Consider the following 21,831-nt stretch of genomic DNA (forward strand, 5'->3'; position numbering starts at 1 on the left):
CGCAAAAGCAGTAGTGACGACTGATTCACAACAGAATGGCTTTTTTGAAGCGGCCCTGCAAGAAATTCGGGCCGCAAGCCATTCAGTTGACGCGCTCGATGCAGAAGTCGATGACTTCCATCAGCGCCGTTTTCCATGGCGTATCGGGCAGAGGCGCCAGCGCATCGCGGGCGATCGTGCCGTAATGGACGGCTCGGGCGATCGTATCGTTCAACGTGCCATATTTAGTGATCAGCCCGAGCGCCTTTTCAAGATTCGCGTCGCTGCTGTTGCCGCCTTCTATGGCATCGCGCCAGAAGGCGCGTTCTTCGGTCGTGCCGCGGCGAAAGGCGAGAATGACGGGTAGCGTGATCTTGCCTTCCCGAAAATCGTCACCGACATTCTTGCCGAGATCGGCTGCCTTGCCGCCGTAGTCGAGTGCATCGTCGACGAGCTGGAAGGCGAGCCCGAGGTTCATTCCGTAGGATTTCAGTGCGTTGCGCCCGGATTTACTCGCATCCGCCACGATCGGCCCTACCTCCGCCGCCGCGGCAAACAGAGCCGCCGTCTTGGCGCGGATGACCGAGAGATAATCGTCCTCCGTCGTCTCCATGTTCTTGGCGACGGAAAGTTGCAGAACCTCGCCTTCGGCGATAACGCAGGCGGCGGCGGACAGCACGTCGAGGGCATCAAGCGAACCGACTTCGACCATCATGCGGAACGCCTGGCCGAGCAGAAAGTCGCCGACGAGCACGCTTGCCTGGTTGCCCCAAATCGTTCGTGCGGTGGATTTGCCGCGTCTTAGATCGCTTTCGTCCACGACATCGTCGTGCAGAAGCGTGGCCGTGTGCATGAACTCGACGCTTGTGGCGAGCTTGACATGGTTCTCGCCGCGATAGCCGAACATCGAGGCGGCGGCAAGCGTCAGCATCGGCCGCAATCTCTTGCCCCCGGAGGAAATGAGATGGTTGGCGACCTCCGGTATCATCTGGACATCGGAGCCGGCCTTAGAGAGGATGAGCTGGTTTACCCGGTCCATATCGGACTTGGTCAGGTCGACGAGCAGCTTGACGGATGCCAATTTGTTTTTGCTTTCTTCAAGCGGTATTACGACGCCCAACGCTCCGGACTCCTGTTCAATTCCTGGAAGGGACAATAGAAAGGGGCGGGGAATGCGGCAAGAGGCGATTTGTCCCGGTCGCACAAATTTGACAGGGAATTCATTGTAAATGTACGAACTTATCCGCGCCAACGACCCCGTTCTGCTGTCCTTTGCCGAGAGCTTGATGAAGGATGCTGGAATTCATTGTCTGATTGCGGACCAGGCGATGAGCGTGCTCGAAGGGTCACTTGGAATGCTGCCGCGCCGCCTTCTGGTCGAAGAGGACAGGGCGGAAGAGGCCAGGCGCATCCTGATAGATGCCGGTCTTGGGGATGAACTTCGCAAGCCGACGTGAGCGCTGCAATGCGTGAAGATACCGCCCAATCGATCGATGCTTTTCACCGCGGCCAATTTCATGTCGTCCAGCCGAAGGGGCGCGGTCACCGCTCCGGCATGGATGCGATGGTGCTTGCCGCACTGGTTGCAGATGAGCGACCGGTCAGGGTCGCCGATCTCGGCGCGGGCGCCGGCGCTGCCGGCATGGCAGTCGCGTCGCGGCTGGAGAAGTCGGAAGTCGTCCTTTTCGAGCGTTCGCATGAAATGGCGGAATTTGCCAGAAGGAGCCTGGCCCTGCCGCAGAACGCTCATTTTTCAGGGCGGGTTTCCGTTGTTGAAGCCGATGTGACGCTGACGGGAAAAATGCGAAACGAGATCGGCTTGGCGGATGACAGCTTCCACCATGTCATCATGAACCCGCCCTTCAATGATGCCGGCGACAGGCGAACCCCCGATCAGCTGAAGGCCGAGGCCCATGCGATGATTGAAGGATTGTTCGAAAGCTGGATCCGGACTGCGGGCGCGATCATGATCCCCGGTGGCCAGCTTTCATTGATTGCGCGGCCGCAGTCGATCGCAGAGATTATCGCCGCCTGCGGCAGACGTTTCGGCGGCATTGAGATCACATCGATTCACCCTCGCAATGGAGAGGATGCCGTGCGGATTCTCGTCACGGCCATCAAGGGCTCGAGGGCAAGACTGTCGCTGCGGGCGCCGCTCGTCATGCATGACGAGGGGACGCACAAGTTTTCGGCTTTCGTTGACGATCTCAACAACGGCCGTGCAGCCTATGCCCGCAGGTTAACTGGGACGACCCTTACGTCCCGGAGAAGAAGTCCGCCAGCAGCTTGATGTTGAGAACGGCGATGACGACTGCGATCACATAGGCGATTGCGCTCAGCCAGCGCGGCGACACTAGTTCGCCCATCTTCGACTTGCTCGCGGTGAAGATGACCAGCGGGAAGACCGCAAAGGAGAGCTGCAGGCTGAGCACGACCTGTGTCAGGATCAGCAGTTCGGCCGTGCCCTGATCTCCGTACCAGATCGTCACGAAGGCCGCTGGCACGATGGCAATCGCGCGGGTGATCATGCGACGCACCCAGGGCTGCAGACGGATCTTGAGAAAGCCTTCCATGACGATCTGGCCGGCGAGCGTCGCCGTCACGGTCGAATTGATGCCGCAACATAAGAGAGCAATGCCGAAGAGCGTCGGCGCGATCGCAAGGCCGAGCAGCGGCGACAGCAGCGAATGCGCCTCGCCGAGTTCCACCACGTCGGTCCGACCGTTGGCATTGAAGGCGGCAGCTGCCAGTATGAGGATGGAAGCGTTGATCAGCAGAGCAAAACAGAGAGCGACGGTGGAGTCGATCGTGGCGAATTTCAGCGCCTCTCTCTTCTCTGAAACCGTATGGCCATAGGCCCGGGTCTGCACGATGCCGGAATGAAGATAGAGATTGTGCGGCATGACCGTCGCGCCGAGAATGCCGAGCGCGATATAGAGCATTTCCGGGTTGCGCACGATCTCCGTTGTCGGGAAGAACCCTTTGATCACGGCGCCCCATTGCGGATCAGCGAGAAAGATCTGGATACCGAAGCAGAGCGCGATGACGCCGAGTAGCGTGATGATCAGCGCCTCGACCCAGCGGAAACCGAGCTTTTGCAGGTAGAGGATCAGGAAGACGTCGAGCGCCGTGATGACGACGCCGATTTCAAGCGGCAGCCCGAAAAGCAAATTGAGGCCAATGGCGGTGCCGATGACCTCGGCGATGTCGGTTGCGATGATCGCTATTTCGGCAAAGGCCCAGAGTGGTACGGAGACGATTTTAGGGAAGGCATCGCGACAGGCCTGCGCCAGATCGCGGCCTGAAGCGATCGCCAGCCGCGCACAGAGCGATTGCAGCACGATCGCCATCAGGTTCGAGAGAAGCGCGACGGTCAGCAGCGCATAACCGAATTTGGAACCGCCCGCGAGCGAGGTCGCCCAATTGCCGGGATCCATATAGCCCACCGCGACCATATAGCCGGGACCGGCGAAAGCCATGACACGGCGCCAGGTTGGCCCGCCCCTTGCCGTACTGACCGTCCGGTGGACATCAGATAGCGATACTTCTTCGCGCTCGTGTCGCCAGCCGGTGCTCGTATTCGTCTTTAGGGCGTCCATGAAATTTCCGCTCGTTTTGTTCGCCGCTAGAAGTATGTTGTCTAGAATGATAATGCAAGTCATTCGCAACAAGATTTTCGGCGACCGATGATTTGAAAACAGAGCCATTGCGTTTATCGCTGCAGAGCATACATGCAGAGACGAACGACGATGCCGAAGCCGAAGGATGAGAAATGGCCGGATTTTTGAGAAAGCTGATGCCCAGGCGATTTCGCAAGGATGAGACGGTCATCCCGGTGGTTCGGCTGCACGGCGCCATCATGAGCGGCGGCAATCAGTTCCGCCCGATGCTCAATCTGGCGAATGTGGCACAGGTCCTGGAGAAGGCCTTCGCGAGGAAGGAGACACCGGCGGTCGCCATCTCGATCAATTCTCCGGGAGGCTCGCCCGTGCAGTCACGGTTGATCTTCAATCGGATCCGCACGCTGGCAGTCGAAAAGAAAAAGAAGGTCCTGGTTTTCGTGGAGGATGTCGCGGCTTCCGGCGGCTATATGATCGCGCTTGCCGGCGACGAAATCATTGCCGATCCGACGTCCATCGTCGGTTCGATCGGCGTCGTTTCGGGCGGATTCGGCTTTCCCGAGCTTCTGAGAAAGGTCGGCGTGGAGCGCCGGGTCTATACGGCCGGCGAGAACAAGGTGATCCTCGATCCTTTCCAGCCTGAAAAGGAAAAGGACATCGAATACCTGAAGGGCCTGCAGCAGGAGATCCACAAGGTCTTCATCGAGATGGTCAAGGAGCGGCGCGCCGGAAGGCTTGCGGAAGACGACACTGTTTTCTCGGGTCTTTTCTGGAGCGGCTCGCGAGGATTGGAGCTAGGTCTCGTCGACGGTCTCGGGGACATGCGCCAGGAACTGCGTAAACGTTACGGCGAAAAGACGAAGCTCGAGCTCGTCAGCGTCTCGCGGGGGCTGCTCGGCAGGCGGGTGCCGGGAGTGTCTTCGCTTGGCTTGGAAGGTGCCGTCTCCGGCCTAGCATCGGGACTTGTCGAAGCGATGGAAGAAAAGGCATTGTGGGGCAGATACGGACTTTGATGGGAGCGCGGAACCAATGCCGCAACTCATACTTCTAATCATCGTCGTCGGCGGCGTCTGGCTGCTCTATCGGCGCTTCATTCAGGATGCCCAGCGCCTGAGCGAGAGATCCCGCCGCGCCGAGCGCGAGCGCCAGACCGGCGCGATCGGCACGCTGGTCAAGGATCCGACGACCGGGGAATATCGGGTGAAGCGCGAGGACGAGTGATCGTAATTCTCGGCCGGACGTGCTCAAGCAAAAGTCTTGACCCTTCGTTCCTCCCATGGCACCTGTCCCGTACATTTTGTACGAATTCGGATGCCATCTCATGACTGCAGCGACGATCCCGGACCATATGAACCCGAAGCGTTCCTTTCAGGCTTTGATCCTGACGCTGCACAGCTATTGGGCGGACAAGGGCTGTGCGATCCTGCAGCCCTATGACATGGAGGTCGGTGCGGGCACATTTCATCCGGCGACCACACTGCGTGCGCTTGGACCGAAGCCCTGGAAAGCCGCCTATGTGCAACCCTCCCGTCGCCCTTCCGATGGACGCTACGGCGAAAACCCGAATCGGCTGCAGCATTATTACCAGTATCAGGTCATCCTGAAGCCCAATCCCGCCAATCTGCAGGAGCTCTATCTCGGCTCGCTCGCCGCGATCGGCCTGGATCCGCTGCTGCATGATATCCGCTTTGTCGAGGACGACTGGGAAAGCCCGACGCTCGGCGCCTGGGGGCTCGGCTGGGAATGCTGGTGTGACGGGATGGAGGTCTCGCAATTCACCTATTTCCAGCAGGTCTGCGGCATCGAATGCGCGCCCGTCTCCGGTGAGCTGACCTATGGCCTCGAGCGGCTTGCGATGTACGTCCAGGGCGTCGACAGCATTTACGACATCAATTTCAACGGCCGCGAGGGCGAAGAAAAGATCAGCTACGGCGATGTCTTCCTGCAGGCCGAGCAGGAATATTCGCGGCATAATTTCGAATATGCCAATACGGAAATGCTGCACCGGCATTTCATCGATGCTGAAAAGGAGTGCCGCGCGCTCCTGGCTGCCGGCGCACCGGGCGACAGCGCCAACCAGATCCTGCATAAATGCGTCTTTCCGGCCTATGACCAGTGCATCAAGGCAAGCCACGTCTTCAATCTGCTCGACGCGCGCGGCGTGATTTCCGTGACCGAGCGCCAGAGCTATATCCTGCGCGTGCGCACGCTGGCAAAGGCCTGCGGCGAGGCCTTTCTGTTGACCGAAGCGGGTGGCGTCAACTGGACCAATGAGGCGGCCTGATTGCCAGGCTGCTTCGCTCTATCATTTGAATCGGCGCGTGATCCCTCCGAGAATCGATTTTCGGTTTTGAGGGTTGTGCGCTAGTCTCCGCGCTGTTCAAGTATTTCGGGGATTCGCGGATGTATATTCTGCTTGCCGTGATCGTTCTGATCGCGCTTTACGCCGTCTTCATCTACAACGGTTTGGTTCGCGCGCGGCAGATGGCCGAAGAGGCCTGGTCGGGCATCGATGTGCAGCTGAAGCGCCGTGCCGACCTCATCCCCAACCTCATTGAGACGGTCAAAGGTTACGCGGCGCATGAAAAGAGCACGCTCGAGGAAGTTGTCGAGTTGCGCAACAGGGCTCAGGCTGTTCCGCAGGGCGATGTCGCCGGAAGAGCGCAGGTGGAAGGATTGCTCGGCCAGGCGCTCGGCCGCGTGCTGGCGTTGGCGGAAGCCTATCCCGATCTCAAAGCAAGCGAGAATTTCGCCGAGCTTCAGACTTCGCTCGAGACTTTGGAAAGCGAAATCCAGATGGCCCGCCGCTACTATAACGGCGCCGCTCGCGATCTGAATGTCAAGGTCGAGAGCTTTCCGTCCAATCTCATGGCCGGGCAGTTCGGCTTCGGAAAGCGCGAATATTTCGAGATCACCAATGAGGCGGATCGCGCCGTTCCATCGGTCAAATTCTGACAATCTGCAGCCTAGAGCTGGATGATTTCAGGTCGAATCGACCTGAAATCTGAATCCGTCTCTCAATAAAAGAGTTAGAGCGGGATGTTGCCCGAAAACCGCACACACTTTTCGGCATCCCGCTCTAAAGCGCCATGCGTCTTTTCAGGCGCACAAAGGTCGCTGCGGCACTTTGAATTACTGCATGGTTGCTCAAATCGATTCCGATTTGAGCAACCATGCAGTAGACCTTTCCTGAAGAAGGTATATGACGCGGCACAAATCATCCCCGCCACGGCGCAGTGACGAAGAGACAGCATCATGGGTAGAGAAAAACTGACAATCATCCCGCCGGCCGGGCCTTTGACGGGCCGCGCCATGCCGCCGGGGTCGAAATCCATCACCAATCGTGCACTGCTTCTGGCGGGGCTTGCAAAGGGAGCGAGCCGGCTGACAGGCGCGTTGAAGAGCGATGATACCCGCTATATGGCAGAAGCTCTGCGCGCCATGGGCGTTACGATCCACGAACCGGATGCAACCACTTTCATCGTGGAGAGCGACGGCCGCCTGCGCTCGCCTTCCGCCCCGCTCTTTCTTGGCAATGCGGGTACCGCCACCCGATTCCTGACTGCCGCTGCCGCTCTGGTCGACGGCAAGGTGGTGGTCGATGGAGACGCGCATATGCGCAAACGACCGATCGCGCCGCTCGTCGATGCTCTTCGTTCTCTCGGCATTGATGCAAGCGCCGAAACCGGCTGCCCGCCGGTAACGGTCATTGGAACGGGCCGCTTCGAGGCTGACCGCGTTCGCATCGACGGCGGATTGTCGAGCCAGTATGTCTCGGCTCTGCTGATGATGGCCGCGGGCGGCGACAAGCCGGTCCATGTGGAGCTTCTCGGCGAACATATCGGCGCGCTGGGTTACATCGATCTGACGGTGGCCGCGATGCGTGCTTTCGGTGCGCAAGTCGAACGGATCAGCGCCACCACATGGCGCATCGAGCCGACAGGCTATCGGGCGACCGACTTCATCGTTGAACCGGACGCCTCGGCGGCAACCTATCTCTGGGCTGCGGAAGTCCTGACCGGCGGCCGCATCGACCTCGGAACGCCGGCGGAAAATTTCTCGCAGCCCGACGCGCGAGCCTATGACATGATCGCGAAATTTCCGCATCTGCCACCCGTTATCGACGGCTCGCAGATGCAGGACGCCGTGCCGACGCTCGCCGTCCTTGCCGCTTTCAACAGGACGCCGGTTCGTTTCGTCGGCATCGCCAATCTGCGCGTCAAGGAATGCGATCGCGTCAGGGCACTTTCCACCGGTCTCTCGCGGATCACGCCTGGCCTCGCAACAGAGGATGGCGACGATCTGATCGTCGCTTCCGATCCCGCGCTCGCCGGCAAGACCTTACCGGCCGAGATCGACAGCTTTGCAGATCATCGCATCGCCATGAGCTTCGCGCTCGCGGGTCTGAAGATAAAGGGCATCACCATCCTCGATCCGGATTGCGTGGCGAAAACCTTCCCCGATTATTGGCAGGTTCTCGCCTCGCTTGGCGTCGAATATCAGGAAGGCAGCTGACGCACGTCCAGGGTCTCGCCCCGGAGAGGAGTGAACGCGGTGAAACGCATTCTCGCAAGCCTATGCCTCGCGCTGCTGATGCTGACGATCGTGCGCGTGGCCTTGGCGGCGGAAGTCATTAACTCCTTTCATTCGGTGATCGATCTCGACCCTGACGGTACGATGCACGTCACCGAAACCATCAACGTCAATGCCGAGGGCAGGGATATCCGCCACGGCATTTTTCGGGATTTCCCGCTGACCTTCATCGACAGTGCCGGGCGAAAGGCGACCGTCGGGTTCGAACTGGAATCCGTGCAGCGCGATGGGGAGGACGAGGCCTGGCGCCAGGAGAATATCAGTGGCGGCGTGCGAATCTATATCGGCTCCAACGATGTGTTTCTCCGGCCCGGTGCCCGTTCCTTCCAGATCACCTATCGCACCACCAGGCAGGTCCGGTTCTTTGACGATCACGACGAACTCTATTGGAACGTCACCGGCAACGGCTGGAAGTTTCCGATCGAAGCGGTAACGGCGACCGTTACGCTCCCGGAGGGTGTGCGACAGGAAGGCTTGACCTATTTCACCGGCGCTCTGGGTGTTCAGCGCAAGGATGCGCGCGCCATGCAGGAGGATCGCGACATCTTCTTCGCGACGACACGGCCACTCGGCGAAGGGGAAGGGCTGACGATCGCTGTGAAGCTGCCAAAGGGGGCGATTGCACCGCCGAGCGCGACTGAGGAACGCTTGTGGTTTCTCCAGGATCATCTCGACATCATCATCGCAGTCACGGGCCTGCTCGTCGTCTTGGCTTATTATCTGCGCAGTTGGTTTGCCGTCGGCCGGGATCCTCGGCGAGGCGTCATGGTGCCGCGCTGGGATCCCCCGGACGGTATCTCGCCCGCATTGGTGAACTATATCGACAACAAGGGCTTTTCCGGCGGGGGCTGGACTGCTCTTTCGGCAGCAGCGCTCAATCTTGCAGTCAAAGGGTTCGTCATCCTCGAAGACCTGGAAAAGAGGATCGTCATTCGCCGCACCGGAAAGTCACCGGCCGCAAAGCTTGGAAGCGGCGAGAAAGCATTGCTCGACAGCCTCGGCCCGGACGCTCCGCTGATCATCGACAAGGCGAATGGGGCGCAGGTCCAGAAGGTCGGCAGCAGGTTCCGCAGCGCCATCGAACGCGAGCATCGCGGAAAATACTACGAAGCCAATACGCTCTATGTCATCGGCGGCGTGTTGCTGTCTCTGCTCTTCCTGGCGGCCATCGTGATTTTTGGAAGGCTGCACGAAGATGCTTTGCCGCTGATCATCGTGCCGGCGTTTCTGTCGATCTTCGGTACCATATTTGCCGCGTCGCTCGGCAGGGCCTTCCGTCAGAGGGGCAGCCTTGCGGCACGGATCGTCTCGGTGATCGTCTTTGCCTTCATCGGCTTCATTGCGGTCTCCATTCTCGCAAGCGTCGTCGCGGCGATGGCGGATACTACGGAGACAAACGGCGAGCTGCCGCTCCTCGTTGCGATCGTCGGAATATTCGCCCTCAATTTCGTCTTCTTCTTCCTCATGGGCGCACCGACACCCTTGGGCACCCGCATGATGGACGGCATCGATGGCCTGCGGCAATATCTGACACTTGCCGAGAAGGACCGCATGAACATGCAGGGCGTGCCGACGATGTCGCCGCAGCATTTCGAAACACTCTTGCCCTATGCGGTTGCACTCGGTGTCGAAAAGCCCTGGTCGCGGGCCTTCGAGACGTGGCTCGCCGCTGCTGCGGGTGGTGCTGCCGCGGCCACCTATCAGCCCGGATGGTATGTCGGCAATTACCCCGCGGGAAGCTTCTCGGACCGCATTGGCGGGTTCTCCTCATCCATGGCATCGACCATTGCTTCGACGATACCTGCGCCGCAGTCGCGCTCGTCCTCTGGCTTTTCCGCGGGCGGAGGCTTTTCCGGCGGTGGTGGTGGCGGCGGGGGCGGCGGGGGCTGGTAATATGCCTGCCGAACACGAGACAGGACGGTTTCCTGCTTGACCTTTGACGCCGCTCCCCTTAACCGCCGAAATGCGAAAAAGAAGGGGCAGGCCATGAAAGTTCTGTTGATCGGATCGGGCGGACGCGAACACGGGCTGGCGTGGAAGCTGGCGCAGTCGCCGCTGATGACGGAATTCTACGCCGCTCCCGGCAATCCGGGCATCGGCGAACATGCGACACTCGCGGCGCTCGATCCCGAAGATCACGACGCTGTTGCAGCCTTCTGTAAGGAAAAGGCGATCGAGTTCGTGGTCGTCGGACCGGAAGCGCCATTGGTGGCCGGGCTTGCGGACCGGCTTCGCGCCGAAGGCATCGCAGTCTTCGGACCATCGGCCGCTGCCGCGCAGCTCGAAGGCTCCAAGGGCTTTACCAAGGATATTTGCGCGCGCTACGGCATTCCGACAGGCGCTTATCAACGCTTCAACAACGCGCCGAAGGCAAAGGCCTATATTCGTCAGCAAGGGGCACCGATCGTCGTCAAGGCCGACGGACTTGCCGCCGGTAAGGGTGTCACCGTGGCGATGACGCTGGACGAGGCGCTTGCCGCCGTTGACGACTGCTTCGAGGGTGCGTTCGGTAGCGCCGGTGCCGAAGTGGTGATTGAAGCCTATCTCGACGGCGAGGAGGCGAGCTTCTTCTGCCTCTGCGACGGCAAACATGCGCTGCCGCTCGCCACCGCCCAGGACCACAAGCGGGTAGGCGAGGGCGACACGGGACCGAACACCGGCGGCATGGGAGCCTATTCGCCGGCACCGGTCATGACCCCGGATATGATCGAGCGCACGATGAAGGAGATCATCGAGCCGACGATCCGCGGCATGGCGGAAAGCGGCCATCCGTTCTCGGGCGTCTTCTTCGCCGGTCTGATGATCACTGAGAAGGGACCGGAGCTCATCGAATACAATGTGCGCTTCGGCGATCCGGAATGCCAGGTGCTGATGATGCGGCTGAAGAGCGATCTGCTGCCGCTCCTGCTGGCCGCCGCCAACGGTACCTTGGATCAGGTCAGCGCCGAATGGAGCGAGGATGCGGCCCTGACCATTGTTATGGCATCGAAGGGCTATCCGGGCTCCTACGCCAAAAACACGCCGATTTCGGCGCTGCCGCAGGCGAGTGAGGGGGCGAAAGTGTTCCATGCCGGAACGGCCCTCAGGGACGGCGAACTGGTGGCAATCGGCGGCCGCGTGCTGAATGTGACGGCCGTTGGTCGGACGGTGAGCGAAGCAAAGGCCCGCGCTTACGCGCTCGCGGATGAGGTAAAATGGGAGAACGGATTTTGTCGCCGCGATATCGGCTGGCGCGCTATCGCACGCGAGAAACCGTAAGGTCTGCCCGATCACGCCAATCAGCGCTGTGTGTTGAAGTGCACGCGTAACGCTCTAAAAATGCTGCATAATTTTTAACCTTAAGACGATTCCAATTTAAGAAATTGTGCAAGCGGCGCCGATCTCGCTAAATTTTTAGCCTTTCTTCTGACCGGATCGAAATAAAGCCACGCTATGGTGCTCCCATAATGAGACGGGAGTGGTTGCGCATGCGTTATATTGTTCTGACGGCAGCCTTTGCGCTGATTGCCGGATCGGCGCTGGCTTCATCGATCGAGAAGATTGAGGCACAGCCGAAAGCCGACGGCGGCAGCATCATCGCTGAGTCCTGCAAGAATTGTCCGCCCCTGCAGGAGGCAACCGTCAAGAAGGACTACGTGGTTCCCGTCCTGAAGCCCGGCACGCAGCAAACCGTCGAGATTCGCGACATTAACGGTGAGAAGAAGCTCGTGCGCACGGAGGCGTGGATGGGTGGCTCGCCGGTCACGTTCGTCTCCAAGATTTCGCCGGAAGCCATGACCGCGGAAGCGCCAGTCGAGAATCCTCCTTCGGACGGTATCGATTTGACGTCAACGACAGCGGCAGTGATTTCCGTAAGCGCCAAGCCGGTCGTGGCCTCGCTCACCGGCACACGCGCAAATGGCACGAAACAAATTATACCTCTCGACATTTCTGATTTTAAGCTTAAGCTAAATTAGTAAATCAGTTCCCTGCCCCACCCGGTCAAAGTTTCGACCGCTCGGGGTTCCACCACTTGGTGGAGAGAATGCGCCCCTGAGAGAAGCAGGGGCGCATTCTTTTTTGGCTGGCTGCTACTATGGGATTTTCCTTTAGAGCGGGATGCCGAAAAGTGTGCGCGGTTTTCGGGCGACGTCCTGCTACTGACTTTTTGATTGAGAGGCGGCTTCAGATTTCAGGTCGATTTGACCCAAAATCATCCGGCTCCAATGCCGGGATAACGCTTGCCGGTAGATAGGTATTAATCCACAACTATAAGTAATACTTGGAAAGTATTGAAAGAGAAGTTCTAATCTCCGCAGAATGGTACTCGATAATTAAGTAATCCTTTAACTATTCACAATAATTTTACTGAGGGACCGGAGGAAGCATGATGGGCTTGCGGCGCTCATGGGTTGCCATGCGCGCAAAGACGGTGATCGACCGATCCGGGTTCGAAAAATTCCTTATTTTGCGAGGCATTATGAAAAAGCTCAAAATTGCCCATCAGCTCTTCGCCCTTGTCGGCGTGCTCATGGCCGCGTTCGCTGTCGCGACCTTCTTCCAGATCAAAACGTCGGAGCAGGCCATCTACGACGAGCGGTTCGATATGCTGCGCACACAGGTCGAGTCTGCGGTTTCAGTCCTCAACGCGTTTTATGAGCGCGAAAAGTCCGGGGAAATGACACATGAGGCGGCTCAGGCGGAGGCCTTCAAGGTTCTTTCTAAGGTGAAGTTCGAGCCCTCGGGCTATCTCTTCGGCTTCGACTACAATGTCGTGATGCTCTTCCACCCGAGCCCGGTCAACATTGGCAAGAACATGAGCATGCAGGTCGACAAGACCGGCAACTATTTCAGCCAGCAATTGGTCAAGAACGGCATCGCCGGTGGTGGCCGCACATTCTACTACTGGACCAAGCCTGGCCTTCCCGACGACCAGTTATTTCTGAAGGGTGGCTACTCGCTGGCCTTCGAACCGTGGAAGATCGTCGTGGGCACAGGTGTCTATCTCGATGACCTGCAGGCAAAGATCAATGCCACGCTCTGGAAGGCTCTTTCGGCCTGTGCCATCGTCGCCCTTGCCGGTATCGCCGCTGCCTTCTTTTTCATTCGTGGCATTTCGAAACCGCTCAATGATATCCATGGCGCGCTTAAGGCCGTCGCCGATGAAAATACCGCGGTCGAAATCCCCCACGCAACGATGACCAACGAAATCGGCCTGATGGCGAAGGCGACGCAGTCGCTCCAGGAAAAGATCCGCGAGCGCCATGCCATGGCGGAGCGGCAGGCTGCCCAGCAGGTCGAGCTCGACGAGGAGCGCGAAAGCAATCTGCGCCTTCAGCGTGAGGAAGCCTCGGTTCAGACCCGTGTCGTCTCGACCATCGGCGAGGCGCTGGAACGCATTGCCGGCGGCGACCTGACGGTTCGATGCGCCGATCTCGGCGCGAAATATGCGACCCTTCGCGACAACTTCAACGATGCGCTGTCGCATCTCGAAGCCGCCATGGCGAGGGTCAGCGCCAAGGGCAACGACATCGGCGTCGCCAAGGAAGAGATCCGCCGCGCCTCCAACGAACTGTCGCAGCGCACCGAACGCCAGGCCGCAAGCCTCGAGGAGACCTCGGCCGCACTCGACGAGTTGACTGTCGCCGTGCGCCAGACGGCCGAAGGCGCCCACGAGGCGGCCAAGCGTGTCCACTCCGTGAGCACCGAAGCCTCCCGCAGCGATGCGGTCGTGACCGAAGCCATCGAAGCCATGAGCGGCATCGAGAAGTCCTCCGAAGAGATCGGCAAGATCATCGGCGTGATCGACGAGATCGCCTTCCAGACGAACCTGCTGGCGCTGAACGCCGGCGTGGAGGCGGCCCGCGCCGGTGAATCCGGCAAGGGCTTTGCAGTCGTCGCCCAGGAGGTGCGTGAACTGGCCCAGCGCTCCGCGGCAGCCGCCAAGGAGATCAAGGATCAGATCGCCCGCTCTTCCGGCCAGGTGGATCACGGCGTCCGTCTCGTCGGCGAGGCGGGAGAGGCCCTGAAGCGCATCTCGGATCAGATCAAGGCCGCCAACGACATCGTTGCCAAGATCGCCCACAGCGCCTCCGAGCAGGATACGACGCTGCGTTCGATCTCGTCCTCGATGAACCAGCTCGACTCGGCCACTCAGCAGAACGCCGCCATGGCGGAGGAAACGACGGCTTCCGCCGAGACGCTGGCAAGCGATACCGAGGAACTGCTCGGCCTCATCCGCGGCTTCCGCGTCAATGACGCCAGCCAGCCGATGCAGCGCCGCCGCGCCGCCTGAACTATCCTCTGGTAGAATTCAGATCATCAACGACCGCCGGATGAAAATCCGGCGGTTTTGCTTTGGCGGTACCCCTAAAATTTTAGGGAAATCCGTCGTCGCGAGCAATTAAATTAAAGCTTTATTATACGATGAGCGTCAATTGTAGCTCACCGGTCGCAGCATGTCATTTAGCAGCAGCAGACGCGTCGTCTTCATCTGACGCACTCGCACAGGCGGTAGAAAACCGCACCGGAATGCAGCCATCCATTCCCGTTGCGAGGTGTTATGAAAAATTTGAAGATATCGAAGCAGCTCATATTGCTGGTTATTGGCCTGATGGTGGCGTTTGCGATCGCCACTTTCCTGCAGGTCCGCTCTTCCGTCGATGCGATCTATAAGGAACGCTACGACATGCTCCAAGCGGAGGTCCAATCGGCGGTCTCTGTTCTTAAGCTTTACCAGGCAAAGGTCGACTCCGGCGAAATGAAGCTGGAAGACGCCCAGAAGCAGGCCTACGCCACCGTCAATGCGATGAAATACGACCCCGATGGTTATTTCTTCGGATATAGCTATGACGTCCAGATGATGTTCCACTACGACGCCTCAAAAGTCGGGCAGATCTCGAAGGGTCAGCCGGACAGCAAAGGAAAGCTTTTTCGCGAAGAGCTGGTTAAGGTCGGGCAGCAGGGTGGCGGTCTCGTCGAGTACTATTCCACGTCCAAACCTGGCCAGCCGGCTGGAGACTTTCGCAAGACGGCCTATGCGCAGGCTTTCGCTCCCTGGAAGGTGGTCGTCATCACCGGCGTCTACCTGGACGATCTCGATGCTCAGGTGAACGGTAAGATCCTCGCGGCACTCTCGGGCAGCATCATTCTGTTCTTCCTCGCCATCGCGGCTGCCTATTTCGTCATCCGTGGTATTTCGAAGCCGCTCAACGATATCCATGGCGCGCTCAAGGCCGTTGCCGATGAGGATACGAAGCTCGTCGTACCGCACACCAGCATGCGCAACGAAATCGGCCTGATGGCGAAGGCGACGCAGTCGCTCCAGGAAAAGATCCGCGAGCGCCATGCCATGGCGGAGCGGCAGGCTGCCCAGCAGGTCGAGCTCGACGAGGAGCGCGAAAGCAATCTGCGCCTTCAGCGTGAGGAAGCCTCGGTTCAGACCCGTGTCGTCTCGACCATCGGCGAGGCGCTGGAACGCATTGCCGGCGGCGACCTGACGGTTCGATGCGCCGATCTCGGCGCGAAATATGCGACCCTTCGCGACAACTTCAACGATGCGCTGTCGCATCTCGAAGCCGCCATGGCGAGGGTCAGCGCCAAGGGCAACGACATCGGCGTCGCCAAGGAAGAGATCCGCCGCGCCTCCAACGAACTGTCGCAGCGCACCGAACGCCAGGCCGCAAGCCTCGAGGAGACCTCGGCCGCACTCGACGAGTTGACTGTCGCCGTGCGCCAGACGGCCGAAGGCGCCCACGAGGCGGCCAAGCGTGTCCACTCCGTGAGCACCGAAGCCTCCCGCAGCGATGCGGTCGTGACCGAAGCCATCGAAGCCATGAGCGGCATCGAGAAGTCCTCCGAAGAGATCGGCAAGATCATCGGCGTGATCGACGAGATCGCCTTCCAGACGAACCTGCTGGCGCTGAACGCCGGCGTGGAGGCGGCCCGCGCCGGTGAATCCGGCAAGGGCTTTGCAGTCGTCGCCCAGGAGGTGCGTGAACTGGCCCAGCGCTCCGCGGCAGCCGCCAAGGAGATCAAGGATCAGATCGCCCGCTCTTCCGGCCAGGTGGATCACGGCGTCCGTCTCGTCGGCGAGGCGGGAGAGGCCCTGAAGCGCATCTCGGATCAGATCAAGGCCGCCAACGACATCGTTGCCAAGATCGCCCACAGCGCCTCCGAGCAGGATACGACGCTGCGTTCGATCTCGTCCTCGATGAACCAGCTCGACTCGGCCACTCAGCAGAACGCCGCCATGGCGGAGGAAACGACGGCTTCCGCCGAGACGCTGGCAAGCGATACCGAGGAACTGCTCGGCCTCATCCGCGGCTTCCGCGTCAATGACGCCAGCCAGCCGATGCAGCGCCGCCGCGCCGCCTGAACTATCCTCTGGTAGAATTCAGATCATCAACGACCGCCGGATGAAAATCCGGCGGTTTTGCTTTGGCAGGAGAAAAAGATCAATCCGAGACTGCGAGACGTTCAACCAGGCGATCGATCTCACCGTCGGAGAAGACCTCGATGCCAGCCTGTCTGAGGAGCGCCGCGGTCACGCCGTTTCCCGGCTGTTTCCGATTGGAAAAGGACCCGTCGTAGATACGGCTGGAGCCGCATGAAGGGCTGCCGTCAATCAGCAGAGCATAGCGGCAGCCGCTCTCCCGGGCGAGCGACAGAGCATTTTCGGCCGCCTGCAGGAATTGGTCGGTCACATCGCCACCGGTCAATTCCCTGACCCGCGCCCGACCGGTCAGCACGTCCTCGCCGACAGCACCGCCTTCGATTTCCGCCGGCGACCGCGGCACCGGCATCCCCGCCGACATCTCCGGACAGAGCGTCACCAGCCTGCCTTCCTCCCGCCAGCGCTCAAGGGCCGGATGATGAAGCGGCTTCGACCGGCCGTCGTAACGGACGGCATGCCCCATAAGACAGGCGCTGACGAGGATCTTGCTCATGTCGCTCAAATAGCCTTGGCGACCGGGCAAATCCAGCCTGTTTCGCTGCCTGACGCAGTCTATCCCGCGATCTTCGAAAAGTCCGCAACCGTCCCGGTCGCATCGCGGATCAGCCGCAGCAGGGCGAGGCGGTTGGCGCGAATGGCATTGTCTTCGTCATTGACCAGGACCTCGTCGAAGAAGCGATCGACCGGCGCTCGAAGCTTGGAAAGGGCTTCCATTGCCGAGCGGAAGTCCTCCCTGGCAATTGCGGCGGAGGCATCTGTGGACGCCCTGGTGATGGCCGCATAAAGTTCCCTTTCGGCGTCGAGCCGGAACAGGTTTTCCGAAACGCCGTCAGCGATCACAGTGCCCTTCTTCTCTTCCGCGGCGAGGATCTGCGTGGCGCGTTTGGTGCCGACGAGCAGGTTCTTGCCGTCCTCGGAGGTGATGAAGGCCGTCAAAGCTTCGACGCGGCGGGCGACCATCAGGAGATCGTCCGCTGCCGGTGTCAGTACTGAGTCGATCAGGTCGTAGCGGGCGCCTTGATCGCGCAGATAAACCTTGAGGCGGTCGTGGAAAAAGAGGAGGAGATCGGCATCCTTCGTCGTCTCCAGCAGCGGCAGGCGGATGCTCCGTTCCAGCAAGATCCGCACCACGCCCAGTGCCGCACGGCGCAGCGCGAAGGGATCCTTGGAGCCGGTCGGCTTTTCGTCGATCGCCCAGAAGCTGACCAGCGTATCCAACTTGTCGGCGAGCGCGACGGTGATAGCGACTTTGTCATCCGGCACACGGTCGGAAGGTCCCTGCGGCTTGTAATGATCCTCGATGGCGATGGCGACCGAACCGTTCTCGCCTTGCAGCGCCGCGTATTTCCGGCCCATCACGCCCTGCAGTTCCGGGAACTCGCCGACGGCTTCGGTGCGCAGGTCCGCCTTGGCGAGAACAGCGGCGCGGTCGACGAGTTTCGCGTCGGCGCCGGTGATCTTTGCGAGTTCCGCGGCAAGCGCACGGATGCGGGAAACGCGTGCGCCCTGGGTGCCGAGTTTGGCATGGAACGTCACGTTCAGCGTGTCAAGTTTCGCCATGCGCTGGTCGAGCGGCTTTGCGAGATCGAGGTCGAATTTCTTGGCGGAAGCTTCCAGTGTCTCGAGATCCGGAAGGTCACCTTGGTCGCGCTTCCAGAAATGCAGCGCGTCTGAAAGGCGGGCGCGCACGACCTTGCCGTTGCCGTGGACGATTTCCTTGCCGCCATCCGTCGCCTGGATGTTGGAGACCAGGATGAACTTGTTGGACAGCGTCTCGCTGCCGCGCGTCACGAAGCATTTCTGGTTTGTCTTGATCGTCAGGCGGATGATCTCGGACGGGATCGAGAGATAATCCTCTTCGAAGGACCCCATCAGCACCTGCGGCCATTCGACCAGGCCGGAGACTTCTTCCAGCAAACCCTCGTCTTCGACCAGTTCCAGCCCGCTCGCGAAGGCAATGTCGCGCGCATCGTGCAGGATGATGTTCTTGCGGCGCTCCGCATCGATAATCACCTTCGCCCGTTCAAGGCTTGCGGCATAGTCGTCGAAGCGTTTGACGACGATCGCCTCCGGCGCGTGGAAACGGTGGCCGTAGGTGATATTGGAAGCGGTGATGCCATCGGCCTCGAAGGGAATGACGACCGTTTCTTCATGCTCCGTTCCAAAGAGACAGACGATCGATTGCAGCGGGCGAACCCAGCGTATGGAGCCGGGCTTCGCCGATGCCTTGCCCCAGCGCATGGACTTTGGCCAGGGGAAATCGCGGATGATGCCGGGCATGACATCGGCGATGATCTCCTCCGCCGCTCGGCCGGGCCTGGAAATGATGGCGACATAGAAATCGCCCTTCTTCGGATCGCTTTGTACCTGAGCCTCGGTGATCGACCTCAGGCCTGCGCTGCGCAGAAAGCCTTCGATTGCCTTCTCGTTGGCGTCGGTGCGTGGTCCCTTGCGCTCTTCGGAGACATCAGCGGAGCGGGCTGTAAGGCCACGAATGTCGAGCGTCAGGCGGCGCGGCGTCCAGTATTCGCGAGCGCCTTCGTAGGAGAGGCCCGCTTCCACCAATGCATCCGTGACCAGCTTCTTGAGATCGCCCGCAGCCTTGCGCTGCATGCTGGCCGGGATCTCTTCGGAGCGAAGTTCAAGCAGAAGGTCGGGCATATCAATCTTCCTCACCCTCCGCCTGCTCGGGGAGGGGACGGCGCAAGCGCCGGTTATGGGTCAAAACGGTCGGGTTCCTGCTAGCAAACATTGCCGCATCTGCACAACCGCAAAATCGCCATGAAAGCAGACTGCTTTCCTGTGGATCGGCCGGTTGCCGTCAACTGCGGGATTGCCATGCCATTTTTGCCGGCTATGGTCCCGCAACTTTCATTGAGATCAGGGAACCCCATGGCCGCAGACATCCGCTCGCTCGCCGCAATCATCTCCGCCGAAATCAACGCCAAGCCACAGCAGGCAGTGGCCGCGATCGAGCTTCTCGACGAAGGCGCCACCGTGCCCTTCATCGCGCGCTACCGCAAGGAGGTGACGGGGGGGCTGGATGACGGACAGTTGCGCACGCTTTCCGAACGGCTGGTCTACCTGCGCGAACTGGAAGCTCGCCGCGCCTCGATCATCGAATCGGTAACCGGCCAGGGGAAGATGACCGAAGAGCTGATGGGCAAGCTTTCGGCCGCCGTGACAAAAGCGGAGCTGGAAGACCTTTATCTGCCCTATAAGCCCAAGCGCCGCACCCGCGCCGAGATCGCCCGCGAGCGCGGCCTTGGACCCTTGGCGGAGGCAATCCTCGCCGACCGCGCAAAGGAGCCGACAGTTCTCGCCGAAAGCTACGTCACCGCAGACGTGCCGGACGTGAAGGCGGCGCTCGAAGGCGCCCGCGATATCGTCGCCGAAGGCATCGCCGAGAACGCCGATCTGCTCGGCAAACTGCGCGCCCATATGCGCCAGGGCGCGCTCCTGAAGGCGAAAGTCGTCGACGGCAAGCAGGCGACGGGCGAAAAATTCTCTGACTATTTCGATCACTCGGAACGTTGGGCGACGGCGCCCGGCCATCGTGCGCTCGCCATGCTGCGCGGCTGGAACGAGGAGGTGCTGACGCTGACGATCGAGGCCGACGCCGAGATCGCTTCGCCGAACAAGCCTGTCGAGCGGATGATCGCCGCGGCTTACGAGATCGGCAGCAGCAAGCCTGGCGACCGCTGGCTGATGGACGTGGCGAGTTGGACCTGGCGCGTGAAGCTTTCGATGTCGCTTTCGCTCGACCTGATGCGCGAACTGCGCGAGCGTGCGGAAGAGGAGGCGATCCATGTTTTCGCCCGCAATCTCAAGGACCTGCTGCTGGCGGCCCCCGCCGGCTCGCGGGGGACCATGGGTCTCGATCCGGGCATCCGCACTGGCGTGAAGGTCGCCGTCGTCGACGGCACCGGCAAGTTGCTCGATACGACGACAGTCTATCCTTTCCCGCCCAAGAACGATGTGCGCGGCACGCAGGCCGAACTTGCGGCACTGATCCGCAAGCACAACGTGGAGCTGATCGCCATAGGCAACGGCACCGGCAGTCGCGAGACGGAAAAGCTGGTGGCTGACATGCTCACCGATCTGCCCGCACCAAAGCCGACCAAGGTCATCGTTTCGGAAGCGGGCGCCTCCGTCTATTCCGCTTCGGAAACCGCTGCCGCGGAATTTCCGAAGCTCGACGTATCGCTGCGCGGAGCCGTCTCCATCGCCCGCCGCCTGCAGGATCCGCTGGCGGAACTGGTCAAAATCGAGCCGAAATCGATCGGCGTCGGCCAGTACCAGCACGACGTCGACCAGCAGAAGCTTTCCCGCTCTCTCGATGCCGTTGTCGAAGACGCGGTCAATGCCGTCGGTGTCGATCTCAATACGGCGTCTGCGCCGCTTCTTGCCCGTGTTTCCGGTCTCGGTCCCTCGATCGCGGATGCCATCGTCAAGCATCGCGATGACGAGGGCCGTTTTGAAACCCGCCGCGATCTTCTGAAGGTCGCGCGCCTGGGGCAGCGCACCTTCGAGCAGTGTGCCGGCTTTCTGCGCATCCCCAATGGCAAGGAGCCGCTCGACGCCTCGGCCGTGCATCCCGAGGCCTATGGCGTTGCCAAGAAGATCGTCGCTGCCTGCGGCCGCGATCTGAAGAGCCTGATGGGTGACAGCGCAAAGCTCAAGTCGCTCGATCCGCGCAGTTTCATAGACGAGAAATTCGGCCTGCCGACGGTCCGCGATATCATCACCGAGCTGGAAAAGCCCGGCCGGGACCCGCGTCCGAGCTTCAAGACCGCGACCTTCGCCGAAGGCATCCATGAGATTTCCGATCTGAAACCTGGGATGATGCTGGAGGGCACGGTGACCAATGTCGCAGCCTTCGGCGCCTTCGTCGACATCGGCGTTCACCAGGACGGGCTCGTGCACGTCTCGCAACTGGCCGACCGCTTCGTGAAAGATCCGCACGAGGTCGTCAAGGCCGGCGACGTCGTGAAGGTCAGGGTTGTAGAGGTCGACGCCAAGCGCAAGCGAATTGGTCTTTCCATGCGCAAGGATGACGGTTCCGCCGCCTCGCCGTCGTCACGTGAGTCGCGGCCGACAGGCTCTGTTCGCACTGGAAATGGTGCTTCGCAGGGGCGGGCGCGACCAGAAACGCAGGGCAGCCTCGGAGCCGCATTGGCAGAGGCCATGAAGCGAAAATAAGGA

General features: G+C 60.4%; 17 protein-coding genes. 13 read left to right on the forward strand and 4 right to left on the reverse strand.

What is annotated here, in order from left to right:
• Positions 1 to 82: 82 nt before the first annotated feature.
• Positions 83 to 1,099, reverse strand: a complete 1,017-nt coding sequence (locus tag AAE029_RS18580) for a polyprenyl synthetase family protein (protein ID WP_371074345.1) — start codon at positions 1,097 to 1,099, stop codon at positions 83 to 85.
• A 109-nt stretch (positions 1,100 to 1,208) separates the two neighbouring features.
• Here AAE029_RS18580 and AAE029_RS18585 point away from each other — a divergent pair, with 109 nt between their 5' ends.
• Both AAE029_RS18585 and AAE029_RS18590 read left to right on the forward strand, forming a co-directional pair.
• Positions 1,209 to 1,436 carry a DUF2007 domain-containing protein gene (locus tag AAE029_RS18585; RefSeq protein ID WP_371074346.1) on the forward strand — a complete coding sequence of 76 codons (228 nt, stop codon included), beginning with the start codon at positions 1,209 to 1,211 and terminating at the stop codon, positions 1,434 to 1,436.
• Between the two features lie 8 nt (positions 1,437 to 1,444).
• The gene (locus AAE029_RS18590) at positions 1,445 to 2,269 is read left to right on the forward strand and encodes a tRNA1(Val) (adenine(37)-N6)-methyltransferase (protein WP_371074347.1); all 825 of its coding nucleotides are present in this window, start codon (positions 1,445 to 1,447) and stop codon (positions 2,267 to 2,269) included.
• Here the strand turns inward: AAE029_RS18590 and AAE029_RS18595 are convergent.
• Entirely contained in the window at positions 2,235 to 3,578 is a 1,344-nt protein-coding gene (locus AAE029_RS18595; protein ID WP_371074348.1) for an Nramp family divalent metal transporter, read from the reverse strand. The genes AAE029_RS18590 and AAE029_RS18595 overlap by 35 nt on opposite strands.
• 173 nt (positions 3,579 to 3,751) lie before the next feature.
• On the opposite strand from AAE029_RS18595, the gene AAE029_RS18600 reads away from it, so the two are divergent.
• The 10 genes from AAE029_RS18600 (at position 3,752) to AAE029_RS18645 (ending at position 16,548) form a co-directional block, all read left to right on the forward strand.
• Complete coding sequence (locus AAE029_RS18600) at positions 3,752 to 4,612, forward strand: S49 family peptidase (protein WP_371074349.1); 861 nt, start codon at positions 3,752 to 3,754, stop codon at positions 4,610 to 4,612.
• A 16-nt stretch (positions 4,613 to 4,628) separates the two neighbouring features.
• Positions 4,629 to 4,820 (forward strand): hypothetical protein, encoded by a 192-nt coding sequence (locus AAE029_RS18605; protein WP_371074350.1) that lies wholly within the window; start codon positions 4,629 to 4,631, stop codon positions 4,818 to 4,820.
• Between the two features lie 100 nt (positions 4,821 to 4,920).
• Positions 4,921 to 5,883 carry a glycine--tRNA ligase subunit alpha gene (locus tag AAE029_RS18610; RefSeq protein WP_371074351.1) on the forward strand — a complete coding sequence of 321 codons (963 nt, stop codon included), beginning with the start codon at positions 4,921 to 4,923 and terminating at the stop codon, positions 5,881 to 5,883.
• Positions 5,884 to 6,002: 119 nt separating this feature from the next.
• Positions 6,003 to 6,554 carry a LemA family protein gene (locus tag AAE029_RS18615; RefSeq protein ID WP_371074352.1) on the forward strand — a complete coding sequence of 184 codons (552 nt, stop codon included), beginning with the start codon at positions 6,003 to 6,005 and terminating at the stop codon, positions 6,552 to 6,554.
• Between the two features lie 300 nt (positions 6,555 to 6,854).
• Positions 6,855 to 8,114 carry a 3-phosphoshikimate 1-carboxyvinyltransferase gene (locus AAE029_RS18620; protein WP_371074353.1) on the forward strand — a complete coding sequence of 420 codons (1,260 nt, stop codon included), beginning with the start codon at positions 6,855 to 6,857 and terminating at the stop codon, positions 8,112 to 8,114.
• A gap of 39 nt (positions 8,115 to 8,153) precedes the next feature.
• Complete coding sequence (locus AAE029_RS18625; protein WP_371074354.1) at positions 8,154 to 10,085, forward strand: DUF2207 domain-containing protein; 1,932 nt, start codon at positions 8,154 to 8,156, stop codon at positions 10,083 to 10,085.
• A 93-nt stretch (positions 10,086 to 10,178) separates the two neighbouring features.
• Positions 10,179 to 11,450, forward strand: a complete 1,272-nt coding sequence (gene purD / locus AAE029_RS18630; RefSeq protein WP_371074355.1) for a phosphoribosylamine--glycine ligase — start codon at positions 10,179 to 10,181, stop codon at positions 11,448 to 11,450.
• Positions 11,451 to 11,659: 209 nt separating this feature from the next.
• Positions 11,660 to 12,148, forward strand: a complete 489-nt coding sequence (locus AAE029_RS18635) for a plant virulence effector HPE1-like domain-containing protein (RefSeq protein WP_371074356.1) — start codon at positions 11,660 to 11,662, stop codon at positions 12,146 to 12,148.
• A gap of 503 nt (positions 12,149 to 12,651) precedes the next feature.
• Positions 12,652 to 14,466: a methyl-accepting chemotaxis protein gene (locus tag AAE029_RS18640; RefSeq protein WP_371074357.1), complete on the forward strand. Its 1,815-nt coding sequence runs from the start codon at positions 12,652 to 12,654 to the stop codon at positions 14,464 to 14,466.
• A 267-nt stretch (positions 14,467 to 14,733) separates the two neighbouring features.
• Entirely contained in the window at positions 14,734 to 16,548 is a 1,815-nt protein-coding gene (locus AAE029_RS18645; RefSeq protein WP_371074358.1) for a methyl-accepting chemotaxis protein, read from the forward strand.
• 79 nt (positions 16,549 to 16,627) lie between these two features.
• On the opposite strand, the gene AAE029_RS18650 is transcribed toward AAE029_RS18645, so the two are convergent.
• Positions 16,628 to 17,119, reverse strand: a complete 492-nt coding sequence (locus AAE029_RS18650; RefSeq protein ID WP_371074359.1) for a DUF523 domain-containing protein — start codon at positions 17,117 to 17,119, stop codon at positions 16,628 to 16,630.
• Between the two features lie 59 nt (positions 17,120 to 17,178).
• On the reverse strand, positions 17,179 to 19,287 hold the full coding sequence (glyS, locus tag AAE029_RS18655) for a glycine--tRNA ligase subunit beta (protein ID WP_371074360.1): 2,109 nt from the start codon (positions 19,285 to 19,287) through the stop codon (positions 17,179 to 17,181).
• A 231-nt stretch (positions 19,288 to 19,518) separates the two neighbouring features.
• Between glyS and AAE029_RS18660 the strand changes: the two genes are divergently transcribed.
• Complete coding sequence (locus AAE029_RS18660; protein ID WP_371074361.1) at positions 19,519 to 21,828, forward strand: Tex family protein; 2,310 nt, start codon at positions 19,519 to 19,521, stop codon at positions 21,826 to 21,828.
• The last annotated feature ends 3 nt before the right edge of the window (positions 21,829 to 21,831 follow it).

This window comes from Sinorhizobium sp. CB7, assembly GCF_041357635.1.
Taxonomy (GTDB): domain Bacteria; phylum Pseudomonadota; class Alphaproteobacteria; order Rhizobiales; family Rhizobiaceae; genus Rhizobium.

Coding starts and splice junctions, on each gene's coding strand:
- AAE029_RS18645 (WP_371074358.1), top strand. CDS start 14,734: ATGAAAAATTTGAAGATATCGAAGCAGCTCATATTGCTGGTTATTGGC.
- AAE029_RS18660 (WP_371074361.1), top strand. CDS start 19,519: ATGGCCGCAGACATCCGCTCGCTCGCCGCAATCATCTCCGCCGAAATC.
- AAE029_RS18650 (WP_371074359.1), bottom strand. CDS start 17,119: ATGAGCAAGATCCTCGTCAGCGCCTGTCTTATGGGGCATGCCGTCCGT.
- AAE029_RS18635 (WP_371074356.1), top strand. CDS start 11,660: ATGCGTTATATTGTTCTGACGGCAGCCTTTGCGCTGATTGCCGGATCG.
- AAE029_RS18595 (WP_371074348.1), bottom strand. CDS start 3,578: ATGGACGCCCTAAAGACGAATACGAGCACCGGCTGGCGACACGAGCGC.
- AAE029_RS18605 (WP_371074350.1), top strand. CDS start 4,629: ATGCCGCAACTCATACTTCTAATCATCGTCGTCGGCGGCGTCTGGCTG.
- purD (WP_371074355.1), top strand. CDS start 10,179: ATGAAAGTTCTGTTGATCGGATCGGGCGGACGCGAACACGGGCTGGCG.
- AAE029_RS18590 (WP_371074347.1), top strand. CDS start 1,445: ATGCGTGAAGATACCGCCCAATCGATCGATGCTTTTCACCGCGGCCAA.
- AAE029_RS18585 (WP_371074346.1), top strand. CDS start 1,209: ATGTACGAACTTATCCGCGCCAACGACCCCGTTCTGCTGTCCTTTGCC.
- glyS (WP_371074360.1), bottom strand. CDS start 19,287: ATGCCCGACCTTCTGCTTGAACTTCGCTCCGAAGAGATCCCGGCCAGC.
- AAE029_RS18610 (WP_371074351.1), top strand. CDS start 4,921: ATGACTGCAGCGACGATCCCGGACCATATGAACCCGAAGCGTTCCTTT.
- AAE029_RS18620 (WP_371074353.1), top strand. CDS start 6,855: ATGGGTAGAGAAAAACTGACAATCATCCCGCCGGCCGGGCCTTTGACG.
- AAE029_RS18640 (WP_371074357.1), top strand. CDS start 12,652: ATGAAAAAGCTCAAAATTGCCCATCAGCTCTTCGCCCTTGTCGGCGTG.
- AAE029_RS18600 (WP_371074349.1), top strand. CDS start 3,752: ATGGCCGGATTTTTGAGAAAGCTGATGCCCAGGCGATTTCGCAAGGAT.
- AAE029_RS18615 (WP_371074352.1), top strand. CDS start 6,003: ATGTATATTCTGCTTGCCGTGATCGTTCTGATCGCGCTTTACGCCGTC.